The 22,245-nt window shown below is 46.6% G+C and carries 26 protein-coding genes; 21 read left to right on the forward strand and 5 right to left on the reverse strand.

Features of this window, described 5'->3' with window-relative positions; translation table 11 throughout:
* Window position 1: 1 nt before the first annotated feature.
* Both ABDW16_RS18610 and ABDW16_RS18615 read left to right on the forward strand, forming a co-directional pair.
* Window positions 2–1,003 carry a type IX secretion system membrane protein PorP/SprF gene (locus ABDW16_RS18610; RefSeq protein ID WP_343671806.1) on the forward strand — a complete coding sequence of 334 codons (1,002 nt, stop codon included), beginning with the start codon at window positions 2–4 and terminating at the stop codon, window positions 1,001–1,003.
* 191 nt (window positions 1,004–1,194) lie between these two features.
* Entirely contained in the window at window positions 1,195–1,506 is a 312-nt protein-coding gene (locus ABDW16_RS18615; RefSeq protein ID WP_343671807.1) for a hypothetical protein, read from the forward strand.
* Window positions 1,507–1,631: 125 nt separating this feature from the next.
* Here ABDW16_RS18615 and ABDW16_RS18620 read toward each other — a convergent pair whose 3' ends face one another.
* The gene (locus tag ABDW16_RS18620; protein WP_343671808.1) at window positions 1,632–2,117 is read right to left on the reverse strand and encodes a hypothetical protein; all 486 of its coding nucleotides are present in this window, start codon (window positions 2,115–2,117) and stop codon (window positions 1,632–1,634) included.
* Between the two features lie 234 nt (window positions 2,118–2,351).
* Here ABDW16_RS18620 and ABDW16_RS18625 point away from each other — a divergent pair, with 234 nt between their 5' ends.
* The 18 genes from ABDW16_RS18625 (at window position 2,352) to ABDW16_RS18710 (ending at window position 16,526) form a co-directional block, all read left to right on the forward strand.
* Entirely contained in the window at window positions 2,352–2,594 is a 243-nt protein-coding gene (locus ABDW16_RS18625) for a hypothetical protein (protein WP_343671809.1), read from the forward strand.
* A gap of 84 nt (window positions 2,595–2,678) precedes the next feature.
* Entirely contained in the window at window positions 2,679–3,110 is a 432-nt protein-coding gene (locus ABDW16_RS18630) for a hypothetical protein (protein ID WP_343671811.1), read from the forward strand.
* Window positions 3,111–3,149: 39 nt separating this feature from the next.
* A complete protein-coding gene (locus ABDW16_RS18635; protein WP_343671812.1) occupies window positions 3,150–4,319 on the forward strand; it encodes a DUF2586 family protein in 1,170 nt (389 codons plus the stop codon).
* A 34-nt stretch (window positions 4,320–4,353) separates the two neighbouring features.
* On the forward strand, window positions 4,354–4,776 hold the full coding sequence (locus ABDW16_RS18640; RefSeq protein WP_343671813.1) for a hypothetical protein: 423 nt from the start codon (window positions 4,354–4,356) through the stop codon (window positions 4,774–4,776).
* A 35-nt stretch (window positions 4,777–4,811) separates the two neighbouring features.
* Window positions 4,812–5,123 carry a hypothetical protein gene (locus ABDW16_RS18645; protein WP_343671815.1) on the forward strand — a complete coding sequence of 104 codons (312 nt, stop codon included), beginning with the start codon at window positions 4,812–4,814 and terminating at the stop codon, window positions 5,121–5,123.
* Between the two features lie 200 nt (window positions 5,124–5,323).
* Window positions 5,324–7,252, forward strand: a complete 1,929-nt coding sequence (locus ABDW16_RS18650; RefSeq protein ID WP_343671817.1) for a tape measure protein — start codon at window positions 5,324–5,326, stop codon at window positions 7,250–7,252.
* 2 nt (window positions 7,253–7,254) lie between these two features.
* Window positions 7,255–7,785 carry a DUF6046 domain-containing protein gene (locus tag ABDW16_RS18655; protein WP_343671818.1) on the forward strand — a complete coding sequence of 177 codons (531 nt, stop codon included), beginning with the start codon at window positions 7,255–7,257 and terminating at the stop codon, window positions 7,783–7,785.
* A complete protein-coding gene (locus ABDW16_RS18660) occupies window positions 7,786–8,823 on the forward strand; it encodes a hypothetical protein (RefSeq protein ID WP_343671820.1) in 1,038 nt (345 codons plus the stop codon).
* Between the two features lie 5 nt (window positions 8,824–8,828).
* Complete coding sequence (locus tag ABDW16_RS18665; RefSeq protein ID WP_343671821.1) at window positions 8,829–9,293, forward strand: hypothetical protein; 465 nt, start codon at window positions 8,829–8,831, stop codon at window positions 9,291–9,293.
* 4 nt (window positions 9,294–9,297) lie between these two features.
* Window positions 9,298–9,522, forward strand: coding sequence for a hypothetical protein (locus tag ABDW16_RS18670; protein WP_343671823.1), 225 nt, complete (start codon window positions 9,298–9,300; stop codon window positions 9,520–9,522).
* Complete coding sequence (locus ABDW16_RS18675) at window positions 9,519–9,812, forward strand: hypothetical protein (RefSeq protein WP_343671825.1); 294 nt, start codon at window positions 9,519–9,521, stop codon at window positions 9,810–9,812. The genes ABDW16_RS18670 and ABDW16_RS18675 overlap by 4 nt, the downstream gene beginning before the upstream one ends.
* Entirely contained in the window at window positions 9,799–10,095 is a 297-nt protein-coding gene (locus ABDW16_RS18680) for a hypothetical protein (protein WP_343671826.1), read from the forward strand. Before ABDW16_RS18675 ends, ABDW16_RS18680 begins: the two co-directional genes overlap by 14 nt.
* 14 nt (window positions 10,096–10,109) lie before the next feature.
* Entirely contained in the window at window positions 10,110–10,952 is an 843-nt protein-coding gene (locus tag ABDW16_RS18685; protein WP_343671827.1) for a hypothetical protein, read from the forward strand.
* Window positions 10,949–11,434 carry a hypothetical protein gene (locus tag ABDW16_RS18690; protein ID WP_343671829.1) on the forward strand — a complete coding sequence of 162 codons (486 nt, stop codon included), beginning with the start codon at window positions 10,949–10,951 and terminating at the stop codon, window positions 11,432–11,434. Before ABDW16_RS18685 ends, ABDW16_RS18690 begins: the two co-directional genes overlap by 4 nt.
* Complete coding sequence (locus tag ABDW16_RS18695; RefSeq protein ID WP_343671831.1) at window positions 11,431–12,279, forward strand: hypothetical protein; 849 nt, start codon at window positions 11,431–11,433, stop codon at window positions 12,277–12,279. Before ABDW16_RS18690 ends, ABDW16_RS18695 begins: the two co-directional genes overlap by 4 nt.
* Before the next feature lie 4 nt (window positions 12,280–12,283).
* Window positions 12,284–12,742 carry a hypothetical protein gene (locus tag ABDW16_RS18700; RefSeq protein ID WP_343671833.1) on the forward strand — a complete coding sequence of 153 codons (459 nt, stop codon included), beginning with the start codon at window positions 12,284–12,286 and terminating at the stop codon, window positions 12,740–12,742.
* A gap of 16 nt (window positions 12,743–12,758) precedes the next feature.
* Window positions 12,759–15,170, forward strand: coding sequence for a hypothetical protein (locus ABDW16_RS18705; RefSeq protein WP_343671835.1), 2,412 nt, complete (start codon window positions 12,759–12,761; stop codon window positions 15,168–15,170).
* Between the two features lie 108 nt (window positions 15,171–15,278).
* A complete protein-coding gene (locus ABDW16_RS18710) occupies window positions 15,279–16,526 on the forward strand; it encodes an ectonucleotide pyrophosphatase/phosphodiesterase (RefSeq protein WP_343671836.1) in 1,248 nt (415 codons plus the stop codon).
* Here ABDW16_RS18710 and ABDW16_RS18715 read toward each other — a convergent pair.
* Window positions 16,512–17,687 (reverse strand): serine hydrolase, encoded by a 1,176-nt coding sequence (locus ABDW16_RS18715; RefSeq protein WP_343671838.1) that lies wholly within the window; start codon window positions 17,685–17,687, stop codon window positions 16,512–16,514. The two genes, ABDW16_RS18710 and ABDW16_RS18715, sit on opposite strands and share 15 nt — an antisense overlap.
* A 79-nt stretch (window positions 17,688–17,766) precedes the next feature.
* Between ABDW16_RS18715 and ABDW16_RS18720 the strand changes: the two genes are divergently transcribed.
* Window positions 17,767–20,127, forward strand: coding sequence for a GAF domain-containing protein (locus ABDW16_RS18720; RefSeq protein WP_343671840.1), 2,361 nt, complete (start codon window positions 17,767–17,769; stop codon window positions 20,125–20,127).
* Here the strand turns inward: ABDW16_RS18720 and ABDW16_RS18725 are convergent.
* The 3 genes from ABDW16_RS18725 to ABDW16_RS18735 form a co-directional block, all read right to left on the reverse strand.
* Window positions 20,113–20,844 carry a T9SS type A sorting domain-containing protein gene (locus tag ABDW16_RS18725; protein ID WP_343671841.1) on the reverse strand — a complete coding sequence of 244 codons (732 nt, stop codon included), beginning with the start codon at window positions 20,842–20,844 and terminating at the stop codon, window positions 20,113–20,115. The two genes, ABDW16_RS18720 and ABDW16_RS18725, sit on opposite strands and share 15 nt — an antisense overlap.
* A 67-nt stretch (window positions 20,845–20,911) precedes the next feature.
* Entirely contained in the window at window positions 20,912–21,295 is a 384-nt protein-coding gene (locus tag ABDW16_RS18730; RefSeq protein ID WP_343671842.1) for a DUF3037 domain-containing protein, read from the reverse strand.
* On the reverse strand, window positions 21,273–22,067 hold the full coding sequence (locus ABDW16_RS18735; RefSeq protein WP_343671843.1) for a HipA family kinase: 795 nt from the start codon (window positions 22,065–22,067) through the stop codon (window positions 21,273–21,275). The genes ABDW16_RS18730 and ABDW16_RS18735 overlap by 23 nt, the downstream gene beginning before the upstream one ends.
* Window positions 22,068–22,245 lie beyond the last annotated feature (178 nt).

Here is a 22,245-nt window from a genome sequence, read left to right on the forward strand (position 1 = left end):
CATGAAAAAAAGGAGTATCACCATATCAGTTTTCTTCCTGTTCTTCCTGCGGGCGCATGCGCAGCAGGAGGTGCAGTTCAGCCAGTACGTTTTCAACGGGCTGAGTGTAAATCCTGCCTATGCGGGATACAAGGAAGAACTGTACCTGCACAGTAGCTACAGGCAGCAATGGGCAGGGTTTCCGGGTGCACCGGTTACTGGTACAATCTCGCTGGATGGCCTTACAGATTATTCAGATAAAAGGGTAGGGTGGGGTGTTTTAACGGCTTTTGAAAAACTTGGTCCGCAATCTTCCACAGCACTGTTTGTTAACTATTCATATCGTATTCCCATGGGCTGGGAAGATGAAAAACGACTGGCGCTTGGAATGGGTGTAGGCGTCACGAATTACAGCGTAGATGGCAGCAATCGTAAGTACGTAGATGCAGATGATCCCGAAGTAATACTGGGCCGTCAATCTACATTGGTGCCCGATGCGCGGGTGGGTATTTATTACAACTCCGCCACATCATTTGTAGGTGTTTCCGTATTGAACTTATTTTCTGCATATACCAGCGGCAAGATCTTTTTGGGAAATGGTTTATTATATTCCACCCTGCGCAAATCCAGGCACCTGTACCTCTCTGCAGGTACTATCTTCCCGTTGAACCAGGGCGTGCAGTTAAAACCTTCCATCATGGTGAAAGGGGACTTTAAGGGACCTGTAAACGTAGATCTGAATGTCTTCGTTTTATTGCAGGAGACATTGTGGATAGGCGCTTCTTACCGTACCGGTTTCAATTACCCCGGAAATACTAATTTACAGCCCAATTTAGACCCTAACAATGCCTTTAGCCTGATGATGGAGGTATATGCGAATGACAACTTCAGAATAGGCTATTCTTACGACTTCTCAACCAGTGGAATTTCACGATATCAGCGAGGCTCGCATGAGCTCTCTATAGGCATTACCATCCCCAGCAGTGCCGGCATGAACAAGGTACAATGCCCTCGACATTTTTAGTGTGCAACTGATTGTTTTTCAATGGTTATTTGGCTCTGAAAATATGTGGATAACTTTATCCACATACCCCTCACTACGCAGAAAGTATAGTAAGTGACCTGCTAACTTTGATATTGAAGAACAAAATAACCTACTACCGGCATCCATGCAGCACGGCGGTTAATCAATCACAAACAAAGAATTTTAAACGTATGCGAGGACAACAAACCCTTTTCAATCATTTCATAGAGAACCCTGTATCCAAGACAGTGCGTAAAGGTCGCTCCGCCGATATGATCGCCCTGAGGGACGAATGCCTGCTGCACCGGTATTATTATTACATCAAGCTGCAGCATAAACGGTATGATGCCGCTGTGCAGGAATTATCCAAAGAGTTCTACATCAAGAACAGTAATATTATTTACCGAATGCAATGTAACAGCGAGCGACTGGAAGCCATTATGAAAAAAGAACAACCCGACCTGAAGCAACTACGGCTGCTCTATCCATGGTTGACGTGGTAATGTCAACGATTGTTAACCCTGAAAAAAAGGGGGGTGTATCATAAGTTTGATACACCCCCTTTTCATTTGGGTACCTGATAGAGACTTTTTTATTTTAAGCAATTATCAGTGATACATCTGGTATACTACTGAATTACTTCCAGCTGTGGCTGCGGTAAAGCCGTCGCACCCACAGGTAAATACTCCTCATAATCCAGGCTGTACGTCAGCACTCTCGCCCTGAATGCATCTGATCTTACCTCCGTACTTACTTTAATCCTGCTCAGCGGATTAATGCCATCACTACTCCATCCCTGCAATGCTTCATGCAATTTTCTTTCTGCTTCATAATACCCCATCACGGTAGCTGTGTCAATAAAAGTAACCCCATCAGCAGCGAGTACATAATATACTAACCGAACTTGCAGCTCACCATTTGCCCGTTGACCCTGGTTGAGTATTTCTGAAAAATTTACATTGTTGAAGTCGATAAATACACATGGCCATATAGCAGGCACACTGCTATATATTTCTGTTTGTCCCATCTCTGGCAAAATTCCCTGTATCTCTGGAACTGCTGTGGCAATACGGGTTTGCAGAGATGTAAAAAGTTGTGCAAATAAACTGTTCATTTCTTTTTTTAGTTTTTAAGAGTTAACAACAATGTAAATATCGATCTAATCTGCATCTTAAAAATTCATTTCATCAATGATTGTACAAACAGTGAAATCTAAAAACACAATAAAAGAATAAACATTATTTCACGATTTTTTCAACGTGTGCAAAAGCTGTTCCTTTGTATTGTAATCGCTTGCAGCACACATGAAAGAAGCAGTGATTCTTTAAACCTAAATTGTTAACCTCAGATGTTACTATTAAATGAAATTATTGATGTTAACCCCGGAAACGTCTTCTTCCAGCGGCTGGGAGACCAGGCCTTCTCTGTAGTTGTACTTATAGGTATTGCGTGGGTATTGTGGAAACGCCAGATCAAACTGGAAGATCGTCTTACACAATATCTGAACGATGACCGTGACAAAATGCAGGGAGTGATAGAAAACAATACAAAGGTCATAGAGCGCCTGGAAAGCGTACTGGAGAAACGTTAGAACTGTCCCCTATTTGAAAACAAAAGCGCCCTCTGTCAAGAGGGGGCTTTCTAAAAAGTTACACCAATTAAATAACATATACCTATGGCATTCTGTAAAAAAACAGGAACAAAAATCAAACACGCTTTACAACAATTCGACGCTTTTATTGCAGCACATGCTGAAGAAGCATTGCGTGTCACAAAGATTATTAAATCTGCCCTGGAAAGCCCTGTGGTAGATCTATTGGAAGCAATCATTCCAGGTGATGCAGATACTATTCTTAAAAACAAAGTACTGGCAGCACTCGAAACAGGGATCGACACCCTTAGCATTGTCGTGACCTGTAAAGACGAAACATCACTGGAAGGAAAAGTAGCCTGCTTTGTCCGCGCATTAGCAACAGTATCTCCCGATCTGCAGGATGCTGTATTACAAAAATTGCAGAGTATCATGTTGCGTGAGCTGGATGGCAATACAAAAAAACAGAACATCTACGATCTGTTCAGCCAGGCAAGCTACAGCAATAGCAAATAGTATTTTTTCACAATTTAAAGGACCTAAAAAAAGTAAAAAATGGGATTACCAAAAGTAGCAATCACATTGGGCAACGGCAACCTGGGAAGGACCGTTGCGACTGATGATGGTGTTGCAGGCCTGATTCTGACAGGTGTAGACAACGGGTTGATCGGGTTGAACCAACCTAAAGTACTCTTCAGCCTGAGCGATGCTGAAAACCTGGGTATCAAAGGCTCAAATTTAAACTTCAGCGCATACCGCCACATCAAAGAATTCTATGACGTTGCTGGCGAAGGCGCAGAGTTGTACATCATGCTTGTTGGCGATGGTGTAAACCAGGCACAGGTACTGGATATGACGAATGCGGAAGGTGCGGTGAAGTTGCTGAATGCTGCCCAGGGCCGTATCAGACTGTTGGGCGTTTCTTTCACTCCCTCCGGCACTTACCTGCCGCTGATGAAAGACGGGTTGGATGCAGGCACAATTGATGCTGTACCCAAGGCACAACAGCTGGCAGAGGCATATACCGCGCAGTTCAAACCTGTACGTGTTTTACTCGAAGGTGTAAATGCAGACATCGAACATCCGGAGACACTGAAAAACCTCCGTACCTTCTCTGACAATCGCGTTGGTATCGTTATCGGTAGTACACTATCCGGTAGTGCATCTGTAGGACTGGTACTCGGTCGTGCAGCAGCCATCCCGGTACAGCGTAACCTGGGCCGTGTAAAAGACGGTGCATTGCCTGTCACCAATGCCTATATCGCCGGCAAAGCAATTGAAGACATCACAGCTGTCGATGCACTGCATGACAAAGGCTACATCTTCTTCCGCACCTTTGTAGGCCGCTCTGGTTATTACCTGAACGATGATCCGATGTGTGCCCCTGCTACAGACGATTACAGCCAGCTGGCACCCGGTCGTGTGATCGACAAAGCCATCACGCTCTGCTACCAGACCTATGTAGAAGAACTGAACGACGAAGTAGCCATCGACTCAGATGGTAAACTCAGCGTACCTGTGATCAAATATCTGCAAAGCAGGATCGAAACCGCTGTCAACACCGCTATGGCCGACGAAATCAGTTCCTTCAGCGCATACGTTGACGCCAACCAGAATGTACTGAGCACCGGTAAAATCACTGTAAAAGCCGCTATCGTTCCGGTAGGGTATACCAAAACCATCGAAGTATTACTGGGCTTCACCAATCCTGCACTGAACCAGTAATGGCTGTTAACCCCAACATTTAAAAGACACCAATATGATTTTTGACACCAAAGAAGTGACCTGGGCAAACATGAAAGTAGTATTGCTCGGTAAAGAACTGACCGGTATCCGGGGTATTAAATACAAATTATCCCAGGAGAAAGAACACCTGCATGGTGCCGGCGATGAACCTATCGGCATCCAGCGTGGTAAACGTACCTATGAAGGTGAAATCAAACTGCTGAAATTCGAATACGATATCCTTGCCGACGCTGTAAAGAACGCAGGTGGCAGAGACATCCTCGACCTGAGCGCTGAGATCGTAGTTACCTATGTAAAAGACGTTACCTCCACACCCCGCACTGATATCATTCAGGGCTTCCAGTTCAAGGAATTTGAAAAAGGTTGGGAACAGGGCGCCAAATTCATGGAGCTCACACTGCCTATCATCTTCATGGGCCTGAAACAAAACGCTTAATTTTTAAACTCACCACAATTATTTAAACCTATATCATGACAGTAGAAAAATCGCTTGCCGTAAGCCAGGAGCATATAGATGCATGGAAGAAAAAATACAAAGATGTATTTAAGCTCACCGCTGCCGACGGTAAAGTAGGCTATTGCAGAAAACCGAACAGGGACGAAGTCAGCTATGCCATGACACTCATCTCCGGCGATCCGCTGGCGTACCACGAAACTATTCTCAAAGCTACCTGGCTGGGTGGTGATGAAGAAATCGTAGAAGATAAATCCTATCTCTACGGCCTGGGCGGACAGCTGGACAAACTGCTGGAAGCTAAAAAAGTAGAAGTGGAAAAGCTCTAAGCGAGGCGTCCGGCGATTTTGATAGCAACCCTTTCGGTTACATACAAACGCTGTTCGAATATTATCTGCCCCAGGTTGACACCTCGCAATTATCCGACGCCCAATGGGCAGAGAAGTTTGCACAACTGCATGATATCCGGCAACGGGAATTGAAAGGATTGTCGTTGCTGTCCCGATAGCATGGTGTAAAATAATAAACAATGGCAGACCTGACTATTACAACCGATACCTATAAAGACTTACTGAAAGCAGCTGATGCTGCTTTCGGTAAGATAGGTAACTGGATGAAAAATACGATCAATGACAACAACATATTTGTAGCATCCAACAAAAAACTGGGCGCCTCATTAGAAGAATTGGAGGATAGGATCAAGCGTATCGACGCCCTGAAAAGTAAAGCGACGAATCCTGTTACCATCGCCCGGCTTGACAAAATAAAAATCAAGTACGAAGAAGATAAACAGAATATTCAGGATCGAAGTGATTTTGCAAACAGGAAAGGCTGGAAAGAGAATTTCAAAAAGCAATTAGATAGCGGTGTAGACAAAATGATCGATGGTGCACCTGACCTGCTCAAAATGGGCATGGCAGCACAAACCGCCCAGGTCAGTTTTCAACGTCTTACCGGTTCTTCTACCGCTGCCGCCAGTATTCTGAAGGACCTTCACCAGATGGCCGCTACCTCTCTTTTCAATAATGACAACCTCCAGGAAAATGCTGCCACCCTGCTGGAAAGCGGTGTTGCTGCCGAAAAGCTGATGCCTACCCTAAATATGCTGGGCGATGCAAGTGGGGGTAACCAGGCCAAGCTGGACACGCTCACCAAAGCCTTTGGCGATATGCAGCAGGAAGGGCACCTCACCACCGAATCGCTGAAAGCCATGAACGATGCAGGTTTTAAACCGCTTGAAATTATGGCGGCAAGCGGTGGGCAAACCATGGAACAGCTAAAAGCCTCCATGGCAGCCGGTGGCATCTCTACCGAAAATGTGGTAGCCGCATTGCAGACAGCCACGGGAAGCGGCGGAGAATTCTTCGGCGTGATGCAGGAACAAAGTGAAACAGCTGCCGGGAAATGGCATTATCTCCAGGAAAAAATGAGCGAAGCAGGCGGTACGATCGGCAATGCCCTCATGCCTACTGTAAGTAACTTCATGGAGAATACCCTCAAACCCCTTGTTGGCTGGCTCAGTGCTGCCGCCGGCTGGATTGCCGAAAACTCAGACCTGGTGGGATTCCTGGTCACCGTAGTAGCCGGTGCTACCCTCGGTTATAAACTCTGGACCCTCGCTGCCGAATTGCTCGGCCCCGCAATGGCCAGCAGTGGAATCGGTACCATCGTTGTGGTAGTGGGTGCACTGATAGGAGCCGTCATCTACGCATGGAATACCTTCGGCTGGTTCAGAGGTGGCATCATGGCCGTCTGGGAAGTGCTCAAAACCTTTGGCACTTTTATATGGGATTACACCATCGAACCTATCAAAGACCTGGCATCTGGCCTCTTCGGCTTAGGAAAAACACTGTGGTATTTTTTCTCAGGCGATTGGAGTAAAGCCATGGAAGCCGGTCAGGAGGCCATCGACGGTCTGACGTTATCAGGCACACGAAAAGCCCTGAGCAAGGATGTAGACGATATCATGGCTTTGCCCGGTAAGGTCTCCAGTACCTTCAATGCAGAAGTGAATAAGAAGAAAGGAGAAACACCTGGCCCAACCGCGTCTACCCCTTCATACGGACCACCGGTACCACATCCCGCAGGTTATAATCCCGCCTTTGCCCCAAATAAACTGGATCCCAGGTATGATCAGAGCCGACAGAACTGGGGAAATGCTATTAACCAGCCCTTCGGACCTGGCTACATGCAGCCTACTGGCAATGGAAAAAGTGGAGTACCTATAAGTCCCGGCGCTAACACTTTCGACCCTGATAGTACCCGTAAAAAAATGTCAATGGGCAATACCAAAGACACGGTATCCGGTATCACTAACGGCGGTGCACGTACGGTAAATATCACCATGCAAAAGCTTTTTGATACAATCAATATTACAACCAATACAGTATCTGAAAGTATAGCCAACATGGAACAACAGGTGACAGATGCACTGCTTAACATTTTAAATCAAGCATAATTATGGCACTAGATATCGATATCAGCAGCACCTTCGCCAGTACATTTGGCTATACCCCCGAAACCCTGACCGTACTGAAGCAGCCGGATATGAACAAACGGGGCACCAGTTACTATGGCAAAGAAGCCTATAACAAGGCCTATTTCATGGCGGTAAAACTGGGCACCCTTGAACTGTATAACCCTGTTATCAGCATCAGCAATCAGAAGACCATTGTACAAACAGCCCTGGTCAACCGCTCTGGTACGGTAAAGGAAATGATCAGCAAAGAGGATTATAAAATAAATATCAAAGGCATCATCATCCGCCAGGACAATGCTTACCCTGATGCAGAGATCAGCGACCTGATGGAACTGTACAACAGGAATGAAGCCCTGTCTATTTATTGTGCACTCACCTCCCTCATCTTTGACGAAGGCGAAAAAGTAGTCATCACCGATCTCTCTTTTCCTGCATCACCAGGTACACAGAATATACAAGCTTATGAAATGAACCTCATCAGCGATTTGAAATTCATCTTAAACAAAGCTTAGATGTTTACCCTGCAATGTGAAATAAAGATCGGCAGCTATACATTTTATTCCGTCAAAGAAGTCAAAGTCAAGCGAAGCCTGCATTCCTTCATTGATACGGCCACTATTACCATACCTGCTTCTGCTGTGTTGCGCTATACCGGTAAGCTGCCTACTAAATCAGTCGTTAATTCAGCTGACCAGTTTGCAGAAGGCAACAAAGTTGAAATCTGGCTGGGCTATGACGACGACCGAAAACTGGAGTTTGAAGGATTCGTAAAAAGGATCAATGCCGCCACACCCTGTGTGATTGAGTGCGAAGGTTATAGCTGGCAGCTGCAACAGAAAGGTGTACTGGATAGTCAAAAATCCATCTCCCTCAAAAAGCTGCTCACTAAAATCACGGCCGGCACAGATATCCTGCTCAGTAATGAAATACCTGATCTCAACCTGAACCAGGCTTATTTTTCCGGCATGACCGGCACTGATATTCTCGACTGGTTAAAAAAGAACCTGTACCTGAATGTCTACTTTGAAGGAAAATTACTGTATGCCGGTTTCGATCATATCAAAAATCCCCAGGCAGGCGTCTATGCACGTGGCCGCAAAGCCGGCGATGCACTGACTTATGAAAAGGTGAAAGATGATGCCAGCTTCCAGATTGGTTATACCGTGATCAAGGACAGTGAGCTCAAATTCAGGAAAGCCAGCGATGCGCACATTCTCGTCAAGGCTATTTACATCGATAAGAAGAACAAGGCGCATACCGCCGAAGCCGGCGATAAAAACGGCGCAGAGACCACGATTCATATATCGCACTTTGAAGATGAAAATGCCCTGAAGCAAGCCGCGCAGAATAAGTTGAAAACACTGAAATACGATGGCTACGAAGGCAAGCTGACGGCGTTCCTGCAACCCTTTGCTTTTCCCGGATGTAAGGCTGCGATATCAGATACGAAGTTCCCCATCCGTAATGGCACCTACCGCATCGAAAGTACAGAAGTTACTTTCGGTGCGTCGGGTGGCCGGCGGCTGGCCGAAATAGGTCTTAAAATTTAATCCGCATGACGAAGAAACAACGCGAACTCGTAGATGCCCTGAAAAAGCTGGTACGTACAGATACCATTATCATTCCTGCTATTGTAAAGGAAGTAGATGAAGGGGAAGGTACCATCGTTGCGGCCACTGCTACCGGTTTGGAAATAGCAGATGTAAGACTACGGTCTGTGATAGGAGATAATGACGGTGTACTGATTTTTCCCCAGGTAAATAGCAGTGTATTGATAGCACGGATCCAGCAGAGCAATTACTTTGTAGTGATCAGTGTGGAGAAGGTGGATAAGATTCAGTACTTCGTGGAAGACAAATTCTTTGAGATGGATAAGGATGGACTGGAAGTGAGTGCTGGCGATGAATCGCTGAAGAAATGCCTGGACGATCTGCTGGATGAGATAGTAACGATCTATGCCCCGATGAATAAATCTGCTTTCACGGATATTAAAAAACGATTAGCAAAGCTTTTAAAATAAACCTATGTCACTTAATAAAGGAACGCTGCAGGCAGCGATTAAGGATGCTTTCAAAAAAATGAAAAGCACAAATGGCGATGAAGAACAGACATTGGATACTTTATCAGGCAAGCTGGCAGAAGCGATAGATACTTACGTTAAAACAGCAACGATTGTTTATGTTACCGGCCTGGTTGCTCCCCCGAATGGCGGAGTGGTGAGCGGTACATTTAATGGTAATTTACAATGAAAGATATATTATATAACTCAGACCTGGACCTTGACATCCGTAATGGCGACTTCGTAACCGGCTTCAGCGATCTTCAACACCAGGAGATCCTACTCATGAACAACCGGGGCACATTCAAGGAATTTCCCGATACCGGTATAGATGCTTTCGGTTTTCTGCAGGACAATGACTATCATTCCCTGCTTGCTGAAATACGTACCCAGTTCATCGCCGACGGTATGATCGTTAGAAAAATCACCCTCTCTGACTCCGGTCAGTTAAACATCGACGCTACCTATGGAGACAGTTAATGTAAAACCCCATCAATGCCTGCTGGACATCTCTATGCAGGAAAAAGGAAGCACAGCGGCCCTCTTTGACTTTGCCGTGGCCAATGCCCGCAGCATCACAGATGATCTCATTGCCGGTGAAAGTTTATTCATCCCCGACATCGACATCGTTGACAGGAGCGTGTGGCAGGAATTGCAGGAAGAAGGCGTGGTCCCCTCCAATGGCTATACGACCGAAGATACAGCCATTGTACTGCAGGGCATCGGCTACATGGGTATACAGCTGGACTACCGTGTCAGTTAAAAATTAAAACAATTATGGCAAGAACAATCACCGAAATACAGGATGACATCATCAGCCGTATTGCGGGTAACACAACGCTCGCTGCGCTCAACAGCAGTAGCAAGGTAGCCGTATGGCGGCTCTGGACCTATATTGTAGCCGTGAGCATCTGGGCGCTGGAAAACCTCTTTGATCTGCACAAATCCGAAGTGACGACACTGATCAATGAAAAAGCACCACACAGCCTGCGCTGGTATGCGAACAAAGCAAGAGATTTTCAGTATGGATCTGAACTGGCTTACGAAACGGATTACTACGATAACTCCGCCCTTACTGAAGACCAGGTAGCTGAACAACGGATCATTGCTTACAGCGCTGTGGTAGAGCAAACCAAAGGCTTGCGCCTGAAAGTAGCCCGCATCGTGGATGGCGACCTGAATGCCCTCACGGATCAGCAGCTGGAATCATTCGAAACATATATGAACCGGATCAAAGATGCAGGCGTAACCCCACTCATCGTGGAAAGCCTGGCGCCTGATAACCTGAAGCTGGAATTAGTCATCTATTACAATCCCCTGGTATTGGGTAGCGACGGTTCCCGCCTGGATGGTACAAATCCGGACCCTGTTCGTAACTGCGTCAAAGACTACCTGAAGAATTTACCTTTCAATGGTACGCTGGTATTAGCTTACCTGGTAGATGCCCTGCAGCAGGTAGATGGTATCGTGATCCCACATATTGTACATGCAGAGGCCAAATATGGCGCATTGCCCTACACAGCCTTCGACGTAAAATATAATCCGGATGCCGGTTACCTGCGTGTGCAGACAACGGACGATTTGAAAATTACATTCCTTCCTCAAAGCACGATCCGATGAGCAGCATATTCGACATAGACTATCAGAAACTGATCAGGCTATTGATGCCACCACGACTCAGAAAGGCCCTACACGTAGCCTGGCTACAGGCCATCAGCTACCCGGTCAATGTATTGTACCAGCAGTTTCGCCGCAATCGTGATGCGAACCTGTACAGGCTGAGTATCACCCCGCAGGTGGTGTACATGGAAAAGCTGCTCAATAATCGCTATGACCTGGCAGACAGGGGTATCCGTATCGTAGATGCAGTAAGCAACGAAGTGACCTGGATTTACCAGGAGGCAGAATCCAAACCGAAATTCCTGTATACCGAAGCAGAAGCACAACCTATCCATCTCTTTACCGAGTCAGAGATCGGTAATGAACCTGTAGACTTTTATGTAATGGTACCTGCTACAATTTACTTCAATGAAAATGAAATGTCTGCACTGATCGATACCTATAAGCTGGCTGGTATGGCTTACAAAATTCAAAGAGTATGAACAAAATAGAACAATTAACAAACCTGGGTGGTTTCCCAATGACCCAGTATACGCTTGACTTTATGCAGTCATCTTACCACGATGCGCTGGCTGGCTTATCAAAGTTGATCGGCAACGGGGTGATCGTGTCAGGCATGGAGGAAGTGAACAACAACGTAGCTGACGGGTGGATCAGTTATAACGGCGAGTTACTGCCATTTATAGGAGGACCGAAACAAGCTACCTGGATTGTAGAAGAACTTTCCGAAAGCAGACTTTTTGCCGACCAGGTGACACGTAATGTGTACTTCACCCGTAGAGCGCGTTTTGCTACTGGTGGCATCGCCTATGGCAACCTGCAGCGGATAGAAACCCTGGTGGGCCTGCGCGACACAATTGCCAATATGCAGGTATCCTTTACACAGCAGTTGAATAACCTGTGGAAGAAGGGAGATGTGATCGAAGTGGATTGCGACGCACAATACATTGCGAACAATTTCAACAATACCGGTTTAGGTATCAATGCCAGATCCGGGTGGGCTATTTGTAACGGAAACAACGGTACGAAAAACAGGATGGGAAAGTTTCCTGTTGGCTATGACCCAAGCCGGGCAGACTATAATGAGCCAGGCAAAACCGGCGGCGCCGAATCAGTAACACTGACGGTGGACCAGATGCCAGCGCACAATCACCATTTTTCTGCTTTAAGTAACTCGTTGCTTTTCCACTCGCTCCAGCCTGCTATAGCACAGAACCCTGCCAGGACTTATGGCGACTTTGATGCTTATATGGCTAATGCCGGTAATGATCAGCCCCACGAAAACAGACCACCCTTTATCGTGACCCTCTTCATCCAGAAATTATAATAACATGCCCATACGCGAACGTAATAAACTAAAAGGATGGTTTCAGACAGGGGCTTACCCAACCCAGGACCAGTTCTGGGACTGGCTGGACAGCTTTCTGCATAAATCAGAAGACACCATCGGCATCGACAACATCTCCGGTCTGCGCACCCTGCTGGACAATAAAGCCGACTTTGAGGCCTTCAACACCCTCTATCAGCAGTTCCAGGCTGTAGCCGGCTACATAAAAAAAATATGGAGAACAGATGTAACCCTTTCCCTGACAGACGACTACCTGAATGCCCAGTACCCTGATGCCACCAAAGGTACACAGGTAATATGCCCTTCTATTACACAGGGCGGCGAAGTATATGAGAAGTATAACGATACGACCAATGCATGGTTCCGGTTGTATATGACAAAACCTTCCTTTACTGGCAATCCTGGCGTAATGGCAGGTGTAGAGATTGATAACTATGTATAAATTTAAAAAATAGCAAATGATTTTTGAGCTAAAAAAAGTGACGTGGGCTGCGGACAATATTCCCAATACCCCACAGACACTCAGCCTGAGCTTTCGCAAGCAGGATGCTCCGGATGTAGCTGATAGCTATACACTGGTTACAGATAGCCTGTTTGTATTAACGAGTGGTACAGTGATCAACCCCCCAATCATCAGGGGACTGGAAAATGCAACGCGTTATGTATTCAGACTCACCAATAATGACCCTTATGGCGGCAGCCTGGATGTATCGTATACTACACCTGAGGAACTGACCTTTCCTCAGGGCAGCGGTGAGTCTTTCACAAATGCGAGGATCGATTATACCCAGGCAGATGCGAATTTTTATGCTGGCATGGTGCCGTCAGGAATCGCATTTTATTCCCTGGAAAATAATTTCAAAGACCTGGTAGGTGGTCATGACAACATCCAGGAAAATGGAACCGCTATCCTTAAAAAAGCACAGGGCTTTACGGGCATGTATATCGACTGCCAGAATGGAATGATGATGACGACGGATCTGAACATGGCCCCTATATTAGGTGATCCCTCAACTTATGGTTTAGGTGTATACTTTTATGTTGCCGCGGCAGACCTGTCTACGACCGGTACCTGGCCACTGCTCTCCTGCCTGGACAGCGATGGTCACGGCGTGATAGTATACATTGATAATGCGACTAAGCAATTAGTCTGGCAGCAAAAAAATGCTGCATTAACTGAAACAGTCAGGAGTACAGTACCCATCCTGGTTGATACCTGGAACTCTATGCTGGTTGGAAACTATACAGTCCTGTCTGGTGGTACAATGCAGAATTTTATGTACCTGAACGGAGCGGCGGTAGGTACTGGTGCTATTACCACTGCTTCTTCTCCTGCTCTGGTCGGTAATACATGGCTCGCCGTTGGTGGCGCCACAACCGGCTCCGGGTATAGTGGAAAAGGAATATTCAGAAACGTATTTGTAACCGGCTCCATTCAGTCATTTAGCGGTGATGTGGGTTTCTCCACACTCACTTACCCGGTGGGATACCTGCAGGACAGGTACGATGCTGCCAATCTTATCACTATTCCGCACGATTACCTGGTTGGAATTTCCAAAACACAGGTCAGCTTTACCATACCAGAGAATGTGCCCGTAGGGAGCTATAATTTTTATGTAAAATATAATGGTAAAACGACAGCCCCTGTTGAAGTTTTTATAAATCACGTTTATAAAGATACCAATGCATTTGATATCAACCTGGCAGCAGATACTGATTCGAATAATCTTACCAATATATTCCAGATGACGTTTTTTGCAGTAGGCGAAAATAAGGATGGTGGTGCGGATGGTGGTGTGGTACCCAAAAATGTCTATTTCAAGGATGGGCTGGTGGTACTCGAAGCACATGGAGACTGGTATGATGGACTCGTACAGGGTGTAGACACAGACGGCACTCCTAAAAAGCATACTGAGAAAAACGATCCATTGATAGGAGAGTACTGGAAAACACGTGTAGGGGCTGCCGTGGCCACGAAGAGCTACCATGGATATGGCCGCTATATTGTAGAGGCAAAGCTGCCAAAGCAACTGGGTGTATCACCGTTCTTCAGGTTGTATCATCATGCCCGGGCACAGTTCCAGGATCCATTTTACGAACAGTGTTTGAATAATGGCCTGCATCAGCAGGGGAGCAGCTATGAAGGCGATGGCTATTATGCAGTGGTAAGAAATGAATTCGCGATGGAGCTGCCGGCTAACAATTCGGTATTTGATTTTTATACGCTGGATGAAATAACGAATACCAATTATTTTTCACCCTATGCAGGTATGAAAGTAACGGTATCATACGATGAGCCAGCGAATAATGGTACCTGGCAATTAAATACACCAGCCGCACCTAAACTGCTTTCCAGCTGGTCAAAGTACAGCGATGAAATTCAATACCTGTTTCAACCCCGCAGGGACCAGGTGAAACTGACAAATTCAAAAGGTGTGCTGGGATCAGGTGCAGGTCTTAGCAGGTACACAGTTGACAACGAAGATGAATACCTGGAAATGCGTGCTCCCATTGGCAAAGATGTATGGGATGATGCATTCCATGAATTCAGAATAGACTGGTATGCCAACAGGGTAGAGTATTATATCGACGGCGTGTTGCTGCAGACGAATCCATTTTATGTTCCTGATATTATAGGTAGGTTTTCATTTGGCCTGTCTTTCCCATCAGCAGCTCAAAATGGTGCAAGATGGTTGCCGGATCCGTTCCAGCTCTCTGCCGGTACAGCAGCCTGGCATCATCAGGCTATGACGATAAGAAGAGTGGCATTCACACCATTTACCGATGCAGTGGCAGGCGGTACAAACCGGGTGGTAGGAGAGACCGATCCTTTTGGAGGATTGTATTATTTTCCTTACGTACCCGCGTGATAATATAAACAGGGGCTGCTGTACATACAGCAGCCCTGTTTACTTATAGTTAATGCTGATTTTTACAAATTACTCCCGACCTTTGCCCTTCAAGAAATCTAAACTAGTATGAAACACATTTCCCTGGTGATGCTGATCACGCTATCGACGTATTTCGCTTTTGCACAGGATACTACACAACACATTATTCAGGGTCGTACCAACAGTAAAGAACAGGAGGCCAAACCCTACGTCATCATGATCTCCATCGATGGTTTCAGGTATGATTATGCAGAAAAGTACCAGGCAAAGAATTTACTGGAACTGTCTGGCCAGGGGGTGAAAGCCACTGCCATGCAACCTTCCTATCCCAGTCTCACTTTCCCGAATCACTATACTTTGGTGACTGGTTTGTATCCTTCCCATCATGGCCTAGTAGACAATACCTTCTATGACAGGACCCGCAAACAGACCTACGAAATGAAGAACAGGGATGCAGTAGAAGATGGCACCTGGTATGGCGGAACACCACTCTGGGTACTGGCTGAACAGCAACATATGGTAAGTGCCAGTTATTTTTGGGTAGGTTCAGAGAGTCCTATCCAAAATATTCGCCCCACTTATTCATACCGTTACCAGGAAAAAACCGGTATCGACGATCGCATCCAGTCTGTGGTAAACTGGCTGAAACTGCCGGCAGCGCAGCGTCCGCACCTCATCACCTTCTACTTTCCCGAAGTGGATCACGCGGGGCACAGTTATGGACCTGAATCTGAACAGGTAAAACAACAGGTACAGTTTGTGGATGAAAGTATCGGTAAGATGGTGAAAGCAGTGAATGCACTGAACCTGCCGGTGAGCTTCATCGTGGTATCAGATCATGGTATGAGCGCGGTAGATACAGTGAACATCATCAGGCTGAAAGATATGGGATTGAAAATGTCCTGGGGTGGAGAGAGAACAATGTTTTATAGTGATGATACGGTGAAAGTAAATGAAGCCTATGCATATTATAAATCTCACGAAGAACATTTCCGGGCTTATAAGAGAAATGAAACGCCCCTGAGGTGGCATTATGGAACAGAAGATAAATACAACCGTATCGGCGATATCATATTAGTACCCGATGCAGGATATGTGTTTGCGCAAACAAAACCAATGAAACAACATATCGGTCATCATGGATTTGATAATAACCTCACTGAAATGAATGCCGTATTTATGGCCTGGGGACCTGCATTTAAAGAACACCAGCGGATTGGTACATTTGCCAACATACACGTGTATCCGCTGGTAGCCGAAATATTAGGATTGAAGATCACAGAACCGGTAGATGGCCGGCCTGAAGTATTGCAACCTGTATTAAAAGGCAGATAAAACTCTTTTTACCATTTCATCCATTGCTTTGTACTCTATCCATCTCATGACTACGACAAGGTCATGCTCCGGATCCACATATATCAGGTTGCTGCCATTGCCCACATGTACAAAAGCACTTGCCGGCGCACTGGGTAGCATCTTCCTGTCTGTATTCAAGAACCAGTTCATATACCCATACCCTGTATTCGCAGGGGTAGGTGTCAATGCCTGCTTTACCCACTGCTCTGACAATAACTGTTGCCCGTTCCAGTTACCCCTGTGCAAAGTCAATAACCCAAACCGCGCCATGTCGTATGCATTGATAAATATGCCGCCACCCCAGTGCCCTCCGCCACTTACAGCCTGAACAGGGGCGCCGTCCAGCACAATCCAGGAGTTACGGTATCCATACCACCGCCATGTATTGGAAGCACCAATAGGATCCATGATCTGCGCTTTCAGCACCTGTGGCAATGGTTGCCGCCATACACAGGTAGCTGCCAGTGCCAGTGCATTCACCCGTACGTCATTGTATTTCCACACACTACCCGGTGCATGCCGGGGTCTTTTCTGCCATTCGCTATAGTTCCCTTCAGGTCTGTCTGCCCAATCTGGTTTTCCCCAGAGCGAGCCTTCCCAGTCACTCGTTTGCCGCAGCATCACATCCCAGGTAAGGGAGCGGTTATGTGCTGTAGCAAAAGGGTAGATCAGGTCTCCCTGCCCGTAAACTTCTATAGGCGGTACGTATCTGGCCACAGTATCATTCACACTATGGATGAGCCCTTTGTCTACGGCTACACCGATCACCGCATTCAGGAAACTCTTGGTCACACTATGCGTCATATCCACCCTGTCAGGCTCGCCCCAGGTCTTTACAATATATCCCTTGTACACGATGATGCCGGTAGGTGCACCCCGCTCCGAAAAAGGGCCTATGCCCGCACTAAACGGTTCTTTGCCAAAGGAAATAGCCTGTGCCAGCTCCATATCCCGGGGGGCTTTGGTTTCGTTCTGTATGGCAAAGGCAATGGCAGAATCGAGTTTGATGGGATCAAGGCCAATGGTTTTGGGTGCCTTTTGTTGCCATTCGCCCCTGGGTGGAAAATACCCCTGCCTGGATTGGGCAATGCTGTGCCACGAAATGCTGACGAGCAGGAAAAGAAGGATAGGTGATTTCATATTTGCAAGATAAGAAGAATTGAAGGTATGGTGCCAAATTTGCTGTTCGTATACAGGTTTTTGCTATCTTCAAAGGGCAATGGAAAAGTTAACACTGGACGTTTCAAGGATAGAGGTAGCCAATATGGACCTGGATACCGCTATATCATTCCAACCGTTTATAAATCGTCTCCGTGACAGGATCAGGAACGAGCAGACGGCTAAGAAAGCTTTGTATGAGCAGGTACTGGCCACTTATGAACAATATCACCTGTCGCAGGAGGAAATTCCATTGGCGGAAATGGACAGGTACGAACCCCTGCTGGACCAGATGTATGCCTGTCTTTCTCCGGCCATGACGGATGAGAAGGAACTGGCATGGGCCATGAACGTACCTTTTCAGCCGGTTATTTTTTACGGTACCACTATGTTCTATGAACTGATGCGTAACCGGCGGGATGACCACGATATTTATGTGGTTACGAAAAATCCTGAGGACTATGACCGGGATCGTCTCAAGTTATTATATTCATTTGTATTGCAGGAGCTGTATAACTTCCAGGCGCCTACGCAACTGCCTGAAGTACATGCAGGGATCAACTTATCCACCGGTCTGTTGCAGTACTATGCCATGCGGGTCAATATGGATTACCTGGAGGTGACCGCCAAAGGTCCATTGCCGGAGCTGGATTTCAATGAACTCTACATGCGCATGAGCGAAGCGGAGGGCTACGATATCCTGATGGAAGTGTTGCCCTTGTCTCTCTTCAAAGTAAGGGGCATCTGCATCCTGACCCTTACAGACATTACTGCTGAAAAGGCAATAGAAAATATAGAAGGGGTAAGACTGAACCGTACACCTGACAACGATGATGAGAACTACAAAAATGTAATCAAATCACTGAAAACGCTGGTGAGAAATAACCAGGTCGAATTTGACCTCTTCCCGTTTGTCAGGGTGAACAATGAACCTGTATACGGCTATGTAAAAGGGGGTACCGGCATTCTCTACGAAGTATGGGGAGAAGCCCGTTTGACTCCTGAAGTATTCCGCCGGCAGGCCAAAGGTTATTTCTCCAACCCATCCTTCTTTTTCTCGCCCGATATCTTTTCAGAAAAACAACAGCGGCAGGATTACCTGGATTACTTCCGCAATATGGGTGTGCGCTCACTGGCGCTGGTGCCGGTATTTCACAACCATATGCCGGTAGGTGTGGTGGCGATTCATACCTGGGAAGACGCCTCTTTTGATGAAAAGATTATAGTATTGTTACAGCCTGCCATGGCAGCTATTGGCCGTTTGCTACAGATCTATATAGATGAGTTTAACTACGAAATAGAAAGCATCATCAAGGAGAAATTTACTTCTATCCAGCCTTCTGTGCAATGGAAGTTCAACGAAGTAGCCTGGCAATACCTGCATGACCGGAAACGGCATTTACCCGAAAAGGAATTCAATATACACTTCGACAATGTCTATCCATTGTATGGTGCGGTAGACATCCGCAACTCTACCATAGAGCGGAACAAGGCCATTGTAGCCGACCTGGATGCGCACCTGTCATTACTGGAAGGTACCTTAACTACCTTACAGGAACGCTATCCATCTTCGCTGCTGGAAGAGATGATTTACAAGAGCAGCAAATGGCAGGAAATACTTTCGTCAGATCAGTTGTACGCTAATGATGAGGATAAGCTGAATAATTTTCTCCGGAAAGAAACGACGCCTTACCTCACACATCTCGCCATGCAGCATCCGGAAAGTAAACCATTGATAGATGAATACCTGAAAGTGCTGGAAGCCTTCAACAACAGTACCACTGGCGAAAAATATTCACTGGAGGTATCTATGCAGCTGATCAATGAAGCAGTGAATGAATATTTCGAACACGAGAAGAACCAGCTGCAAAGCCTGTACCCGTGTTATTTCGAAAAGTTCAGAACGGATGGTGTAGAGTACGATGCGTATATCGGGCAGTCCATTGCACCAAAGCAGACTTTCAATCATTTTCATCTCAAGAACCTGCGCCTCTGGCAATTGTCAAGTATGGCAGCTATAGCCCGCATTACACGTGCCTTGTTGCCCAATATGCCAAAAGTACTGCGAACCACCCAGCTCATTTTTGTACACAATCATACCATTGATATCAGTTTCCGGGCAGACGAAAGACGCTTTGATGTGGAAGGCGCTTACAACATCCGTTACCAGATGATCAAGAAGCGCATAGATAAGGTACGCATTAAGGATACAGAAGAGCGCCTGACCCAACCGGATAAGATTGTGTTGATCTATTTCGACGAAAAGGATGTGGAAGACTACCTGCCCTTCATAGAATACCTACAGGAAAAGCAAACCCTTTGCCATGACCTGGAATACCTGTTGCTCGAAGACCTGCAGGGGCTGAGCGGCCTCAAGGCATTGCGGGTAAGTGTGATGTACGAGTCGTCACTGAACGATTAATTTCTTTGTTTCTCTGATACCTTTTGACGTGAGTCGCACGAGGTACATTCCTGCTTCCAGGTCACTGATACCTATATTCAGGCGGGTGGTACCTTCCTGCAATCCACCCAGGAAAGATTTCACCAATGTACCCCTGCTGTTGTAAAATTCAATCAATACTTCGGCAGCGGCAGGCAATTCGTACCTGATATTGACATTGCCGGATGCAGGATTGGGAAAGACGGTGAGATCGGCGGAGGCTGATTTCTCATCCTGCGGGGAGACGGACACGGCGCTCCAGGTAAAGGTAGTGCCGGTGCTGATCTCTTTAGCGTTGCAATTCAGGCTCAGCAGGTTACTCTCCATAAATACAAATTCCCCTTTTAAGTTTTGTAAAGCAACAGTATTGGTACCTAGACCCACCCATTTGAAACGGGAGTTGTGGTCAATCAGTGTGCTGGTACAGCGCATTGGACTGGTGGACGTAACATAGCGGCCATTACTGCCCTGCAGGGCAATAGTGCTGTCGCCGGCATCGACGATTACAAATTGTTCGGAGGCGCTGATGGTAGTATGATCGCATTTCATAGGTCCGTACCTGTCAGCGGCAGACATCAGCCATACATCATTTAGCAGGTAAATAGTGCTGCCCACAGGTGCAGGGGGAATGGTATCCTGTGCGTGTACAGACAGGATAGCCATCAGCAACAGTATGCAGCACAATAAGTAATATTTCATGGATAGGTTTTATGGCAATAAAAGATATGGAATACGGCTACTACATAACGCAATAAAAAATATTTTATTATAAAACTAATTGTGCATGCAGGCGGTGCAATGTTCCGGGCAGGTCCCCACAGAGTCCGGGATGTACTTTAGATGATTGAATAATAGTACTTCTTGTTGCAGTCAGCCAGCGAAAACGGGAGGGTAGGTCCAGTCTGGCAATGGGCCCGCCGTCACGATGGCCCGCGGCAATCTGTTCAAAGGCTACCAGGTACGCCTTCAGTTCTTCCATATCAATATCCGGTGCCAGGCTCCTGATCTTATCCTCATTCAGGGTATAGATGGTTTGCAGGTACCGTTGCTGTTTACAATACAGGATCACACCTATATTGAGAAACTCTTCGCGTACCACATCGGGAACTACGCGAATAACAGCATACTCATATAAGTGCTTCTCTTGCATGTTGTGCTTCTTTTACAAATATTTCAGACGCAGCGAGGCGCGTGGTTAAGAATTGATAATATACCTGTCTTATTGCTGCCGGCAATTCGCCGGTGGGCCATTCCTGTAACCATACGTCGGGAATCAGGTCTACGATTCCCCTGATCCTTTCAGGTGTCAGTATGGCTTTCAGTTGCGTATCTGCCTCCCCGATCATACTGGCCTGTGGCAGCAGCACATGGTCTTTGACCTGTACAAACGGTTTTTTAGCCGATTCTTCCCAGTTATTCCAGGAGTGGTGGAAGTACAGGGAGGCGCCATGGTCGATGAGCCAAAGTTCCCGGTGCCACATGAGCATATTGGTATTGCGGGGGGTACGGTCTACATTGGTGAGCAGGCAGTCCATCCATACAATACGGGAAGCCAGTTCCGCTTCTATTTTGGTGACTACCGGATCGTAGGTTACAGATCCCGACAGGTAATGGACACCCAGGTTCAGGCCAACGCTGGCCTTCAGGAGGTCTTGTATTTCCTCGTCCGGTTCCGTCCGGCCAAAGGCACTATCCAGGTTGGCAAACACGATTTCCGGCATTTTAAACCCTAATGCACGGGCTATTTCTCCTCCTATCAGTTCAGCTATCAGGGCTTTGATACCCTGGCCTGCCCCCCGGAATTTAAGTACATACAGAAAACCGTCATCGGCATCAGCGATGGCGGGTAGGGAGCCGCCTTCCCGAAGCGGCGTCACATATCTTGTTACGCTAACGGTTCTAAGCTCAGTTTGTTGATTCATATCCGCAAGTTAGTTAAAGTGTCGCGTCCTGAAAAAGGTTTACACTATCCAAAGTGTCAAACATGCAAAAAACAAACAATTCAGGTCGTAAAGGGATTAAAGGCCGTCAATTCCAGTATGAGCCTGCTTTTATGCGTATGGTAGCGCTGGCCTATGAAAATGGTGACCAGAGTCTTAA

This window comes from Chitinophaga sp. (assembly GCF_039596135.1).
Lineage (GTDB): Bacteria > Bacteroidota > Bacteroidia > Chitinophagales > Chitinophagaceae > Chitinophaga.

What these genes read in the sequence shown, in the direction of transcription:
- ABDW16_RS18610 (WP_343671806.1), top strand. Translation starts at nt 2, where the DNA reads ATGAAAAAAAGGAGTATCACCATATCAGTTTTCTTCCTGTTCTTCCTG.
- ABDW16_RS18615 (WP_343671807.1), top strand. Translation starts at nt 1,195, where the DNA reads ATGCGAGGACAACAAACCCTTTTCAATCATTTCATAGAGAACCCTGTA.
- ABDW16_RS18620 (WP_343671808.1), bottom strand. Translation starts at nt 2,117, where the DNA reads ATGAACAGTTTATTTGCACAACTTTTTACATCTCTGCAAACCCGTATT.
- ABDW16_RS18625 (WP_343671809.1), top strand. Translation starts at nt 2,352, where the DNA reads ATGTTACTATTAAATGAAATTATTGATGTTAACCCCGGAAACGTCTTC.
- ABDW16_RS18630 (WP_343671811.1), top strand. Translation starts at nt 2,679, where the DNA reads ATGGCATTCTGTAAAAAAACAGGAACAAAAATCAAACACGCTTTACAA.
- ABDW16_RS18635 (WP_343671812.1), top strand. Translation starts at nt 3,150, where the DNA reads ATGGGATTACCAAAAGTAGCAATCACATTGGGCAACGGCAACCTGGGA.
- ABDW16_RS18640 (WP_343671813.1), top strand. Translation starts at nt 4,354, where the DNA reads ATGATTTTTGACACCAAAGAAGTGACCTGGGCAAACATGAAAGTAGTA.
- ABDW16_RS18645 (WP_343671815.1), top strand. Translation starts at nt 4,812, where the DNA reads ATGACAGTAGAAAAATCGCTTGCCGTAAGCCAGGAGCATATAGATGCA.
- ABDW16_RS18650 (WP_343671817.1), top strand. Translation starts at nt 5,324, where the DNA reads ATGGCAGACCTGACTATTACAACCGATACCTATAAAGACTTACTGAAA.
- ABDW16_RS18655 (WP_343671818.1), top strand. Translation starts at nt 7,255, where the DNA reads ATGGCACTAGATATCGATATCAGCAGCACCTTCGCCAGTACATTTGGC.
- ABDW16_RS18660 (WP_343671820.1), top strand. Translation starts at nt 7,786, where the DNA reads ATGTTTACCCTGCAATGTGAAATAAAGATCGGCAGCTATACATTTTAT.
- ABDW16_RS18665 (WP_343671821.1), top strand. Translation starts at nt 8,829, where the DNA reads ATGACGAAGAAACAACGCGAACTCGTAGATGCCCTGAAAAAGCTGGTA.
- ABDW16_RS18670 (WP_343671823.1), top strand. Translation starts at nt 9,298, where the DNA reads ATGTCACTTAATAAAGGAACGCTGCAGGCAGCGATTAAGGATGCTTTC.
- ABDW16_RS18675 (WP_343671825.1), top strand. Translation starts at nt 9,519, where the DNA reads ATGAAAGATATATTATATAACTCAGACCTGGACCTTGACATCCGTAAT.
- ABDW16_RS18680 (WP_343671826.1), top strand. Translation starts at nt 9,799, where the DNA reads ATGGAGACAGTTAATGTAAAACCCCATCAATGCCTGCTGGACATCTCT.
- ABDW16_RS18685 (WP_343671827.1), top strand. Translation starts at nt 10,110, where the DNA reads ATGGCAAGAACAATCACCGAAATACAGGATGACATCATCAGCCGTATT.
- ABDW16_RS18690 (WP_343671829.1), top strand. Translation starts at nt 10,949, where the DNA reads ATGAGCAGCATATTCGACATAGACTATCAGAAACTGATCAGGCTATTG.
- ABDW16_RS18695 (WP_343671831.1), top strand. Translation starts at nt 11,431, where the DNA reads ATGAACAAAATAGAACAATTAACAAACCTGGGTGGTTTCCCAATGACC.
- ABDW16_RS18700 (WP_343671833.1), top strand. Translation starts at nt 12,284, where the DNA reads ATGCCCATACGCGAACGTAATAAACTAAAAGGATGGTTTCAGACAGGG.
- ABDW16_RS18705 (WP_343671835.1), top strand. Translation starts at nt 12,759, where the DNA reads ATGATTTTTGAGCTAAAAAAAGTGACGTGGGCTGCGGACAATATTCCC.
- ABDW16_RS18710 (WP_343671836.1), top strand. Translation starts at nt 15,279, where the DNA reads ATGAAACACATTTCCCTGGTGATGCTGATCACGCTATCGACGTATTTC.
- ABDW16_RS18715 (WP_343671838.1), bottom strand. Translation starts at nt 17,687, where the DNA reads ATGAAATCACCTATCCTTCTTTTCCTGCTCGTCAGCATTTCGTGGCAC.
- ABDW16_RS18720 (WP_343671840.1), top strand. Translation starts at nt 17,767, where the DNA reads ATGGAAAAGTTAACACTGGACGTTTCAAGGATAGAGGTAGCCAATATG.
- ABDW16_RS18725 (WP_343671841.1), bottom strand. Translation starts at nt 20,844, where the DNA reads ATGAAATATTACTTATTGTGCTGCATACTGTTGCTGATGGCTATCCTG.
- ABDW16_RS18730 (WP_343671842.1), bottom strand. Translation starts at nt 21,295, where the DNA reads ATGCAAGAGAAGCACTTATATGAGTATGCTGTTATTCGCGTAGTTCCC.
- ABDW16_RS18735 (WP_343671843.1), bottom strand. Translation starts at nt 22,067, where the DNA reads ATGAATCAACAAACTGAGCTTAGAACCGTTAGCGTAACAAGATATGTG.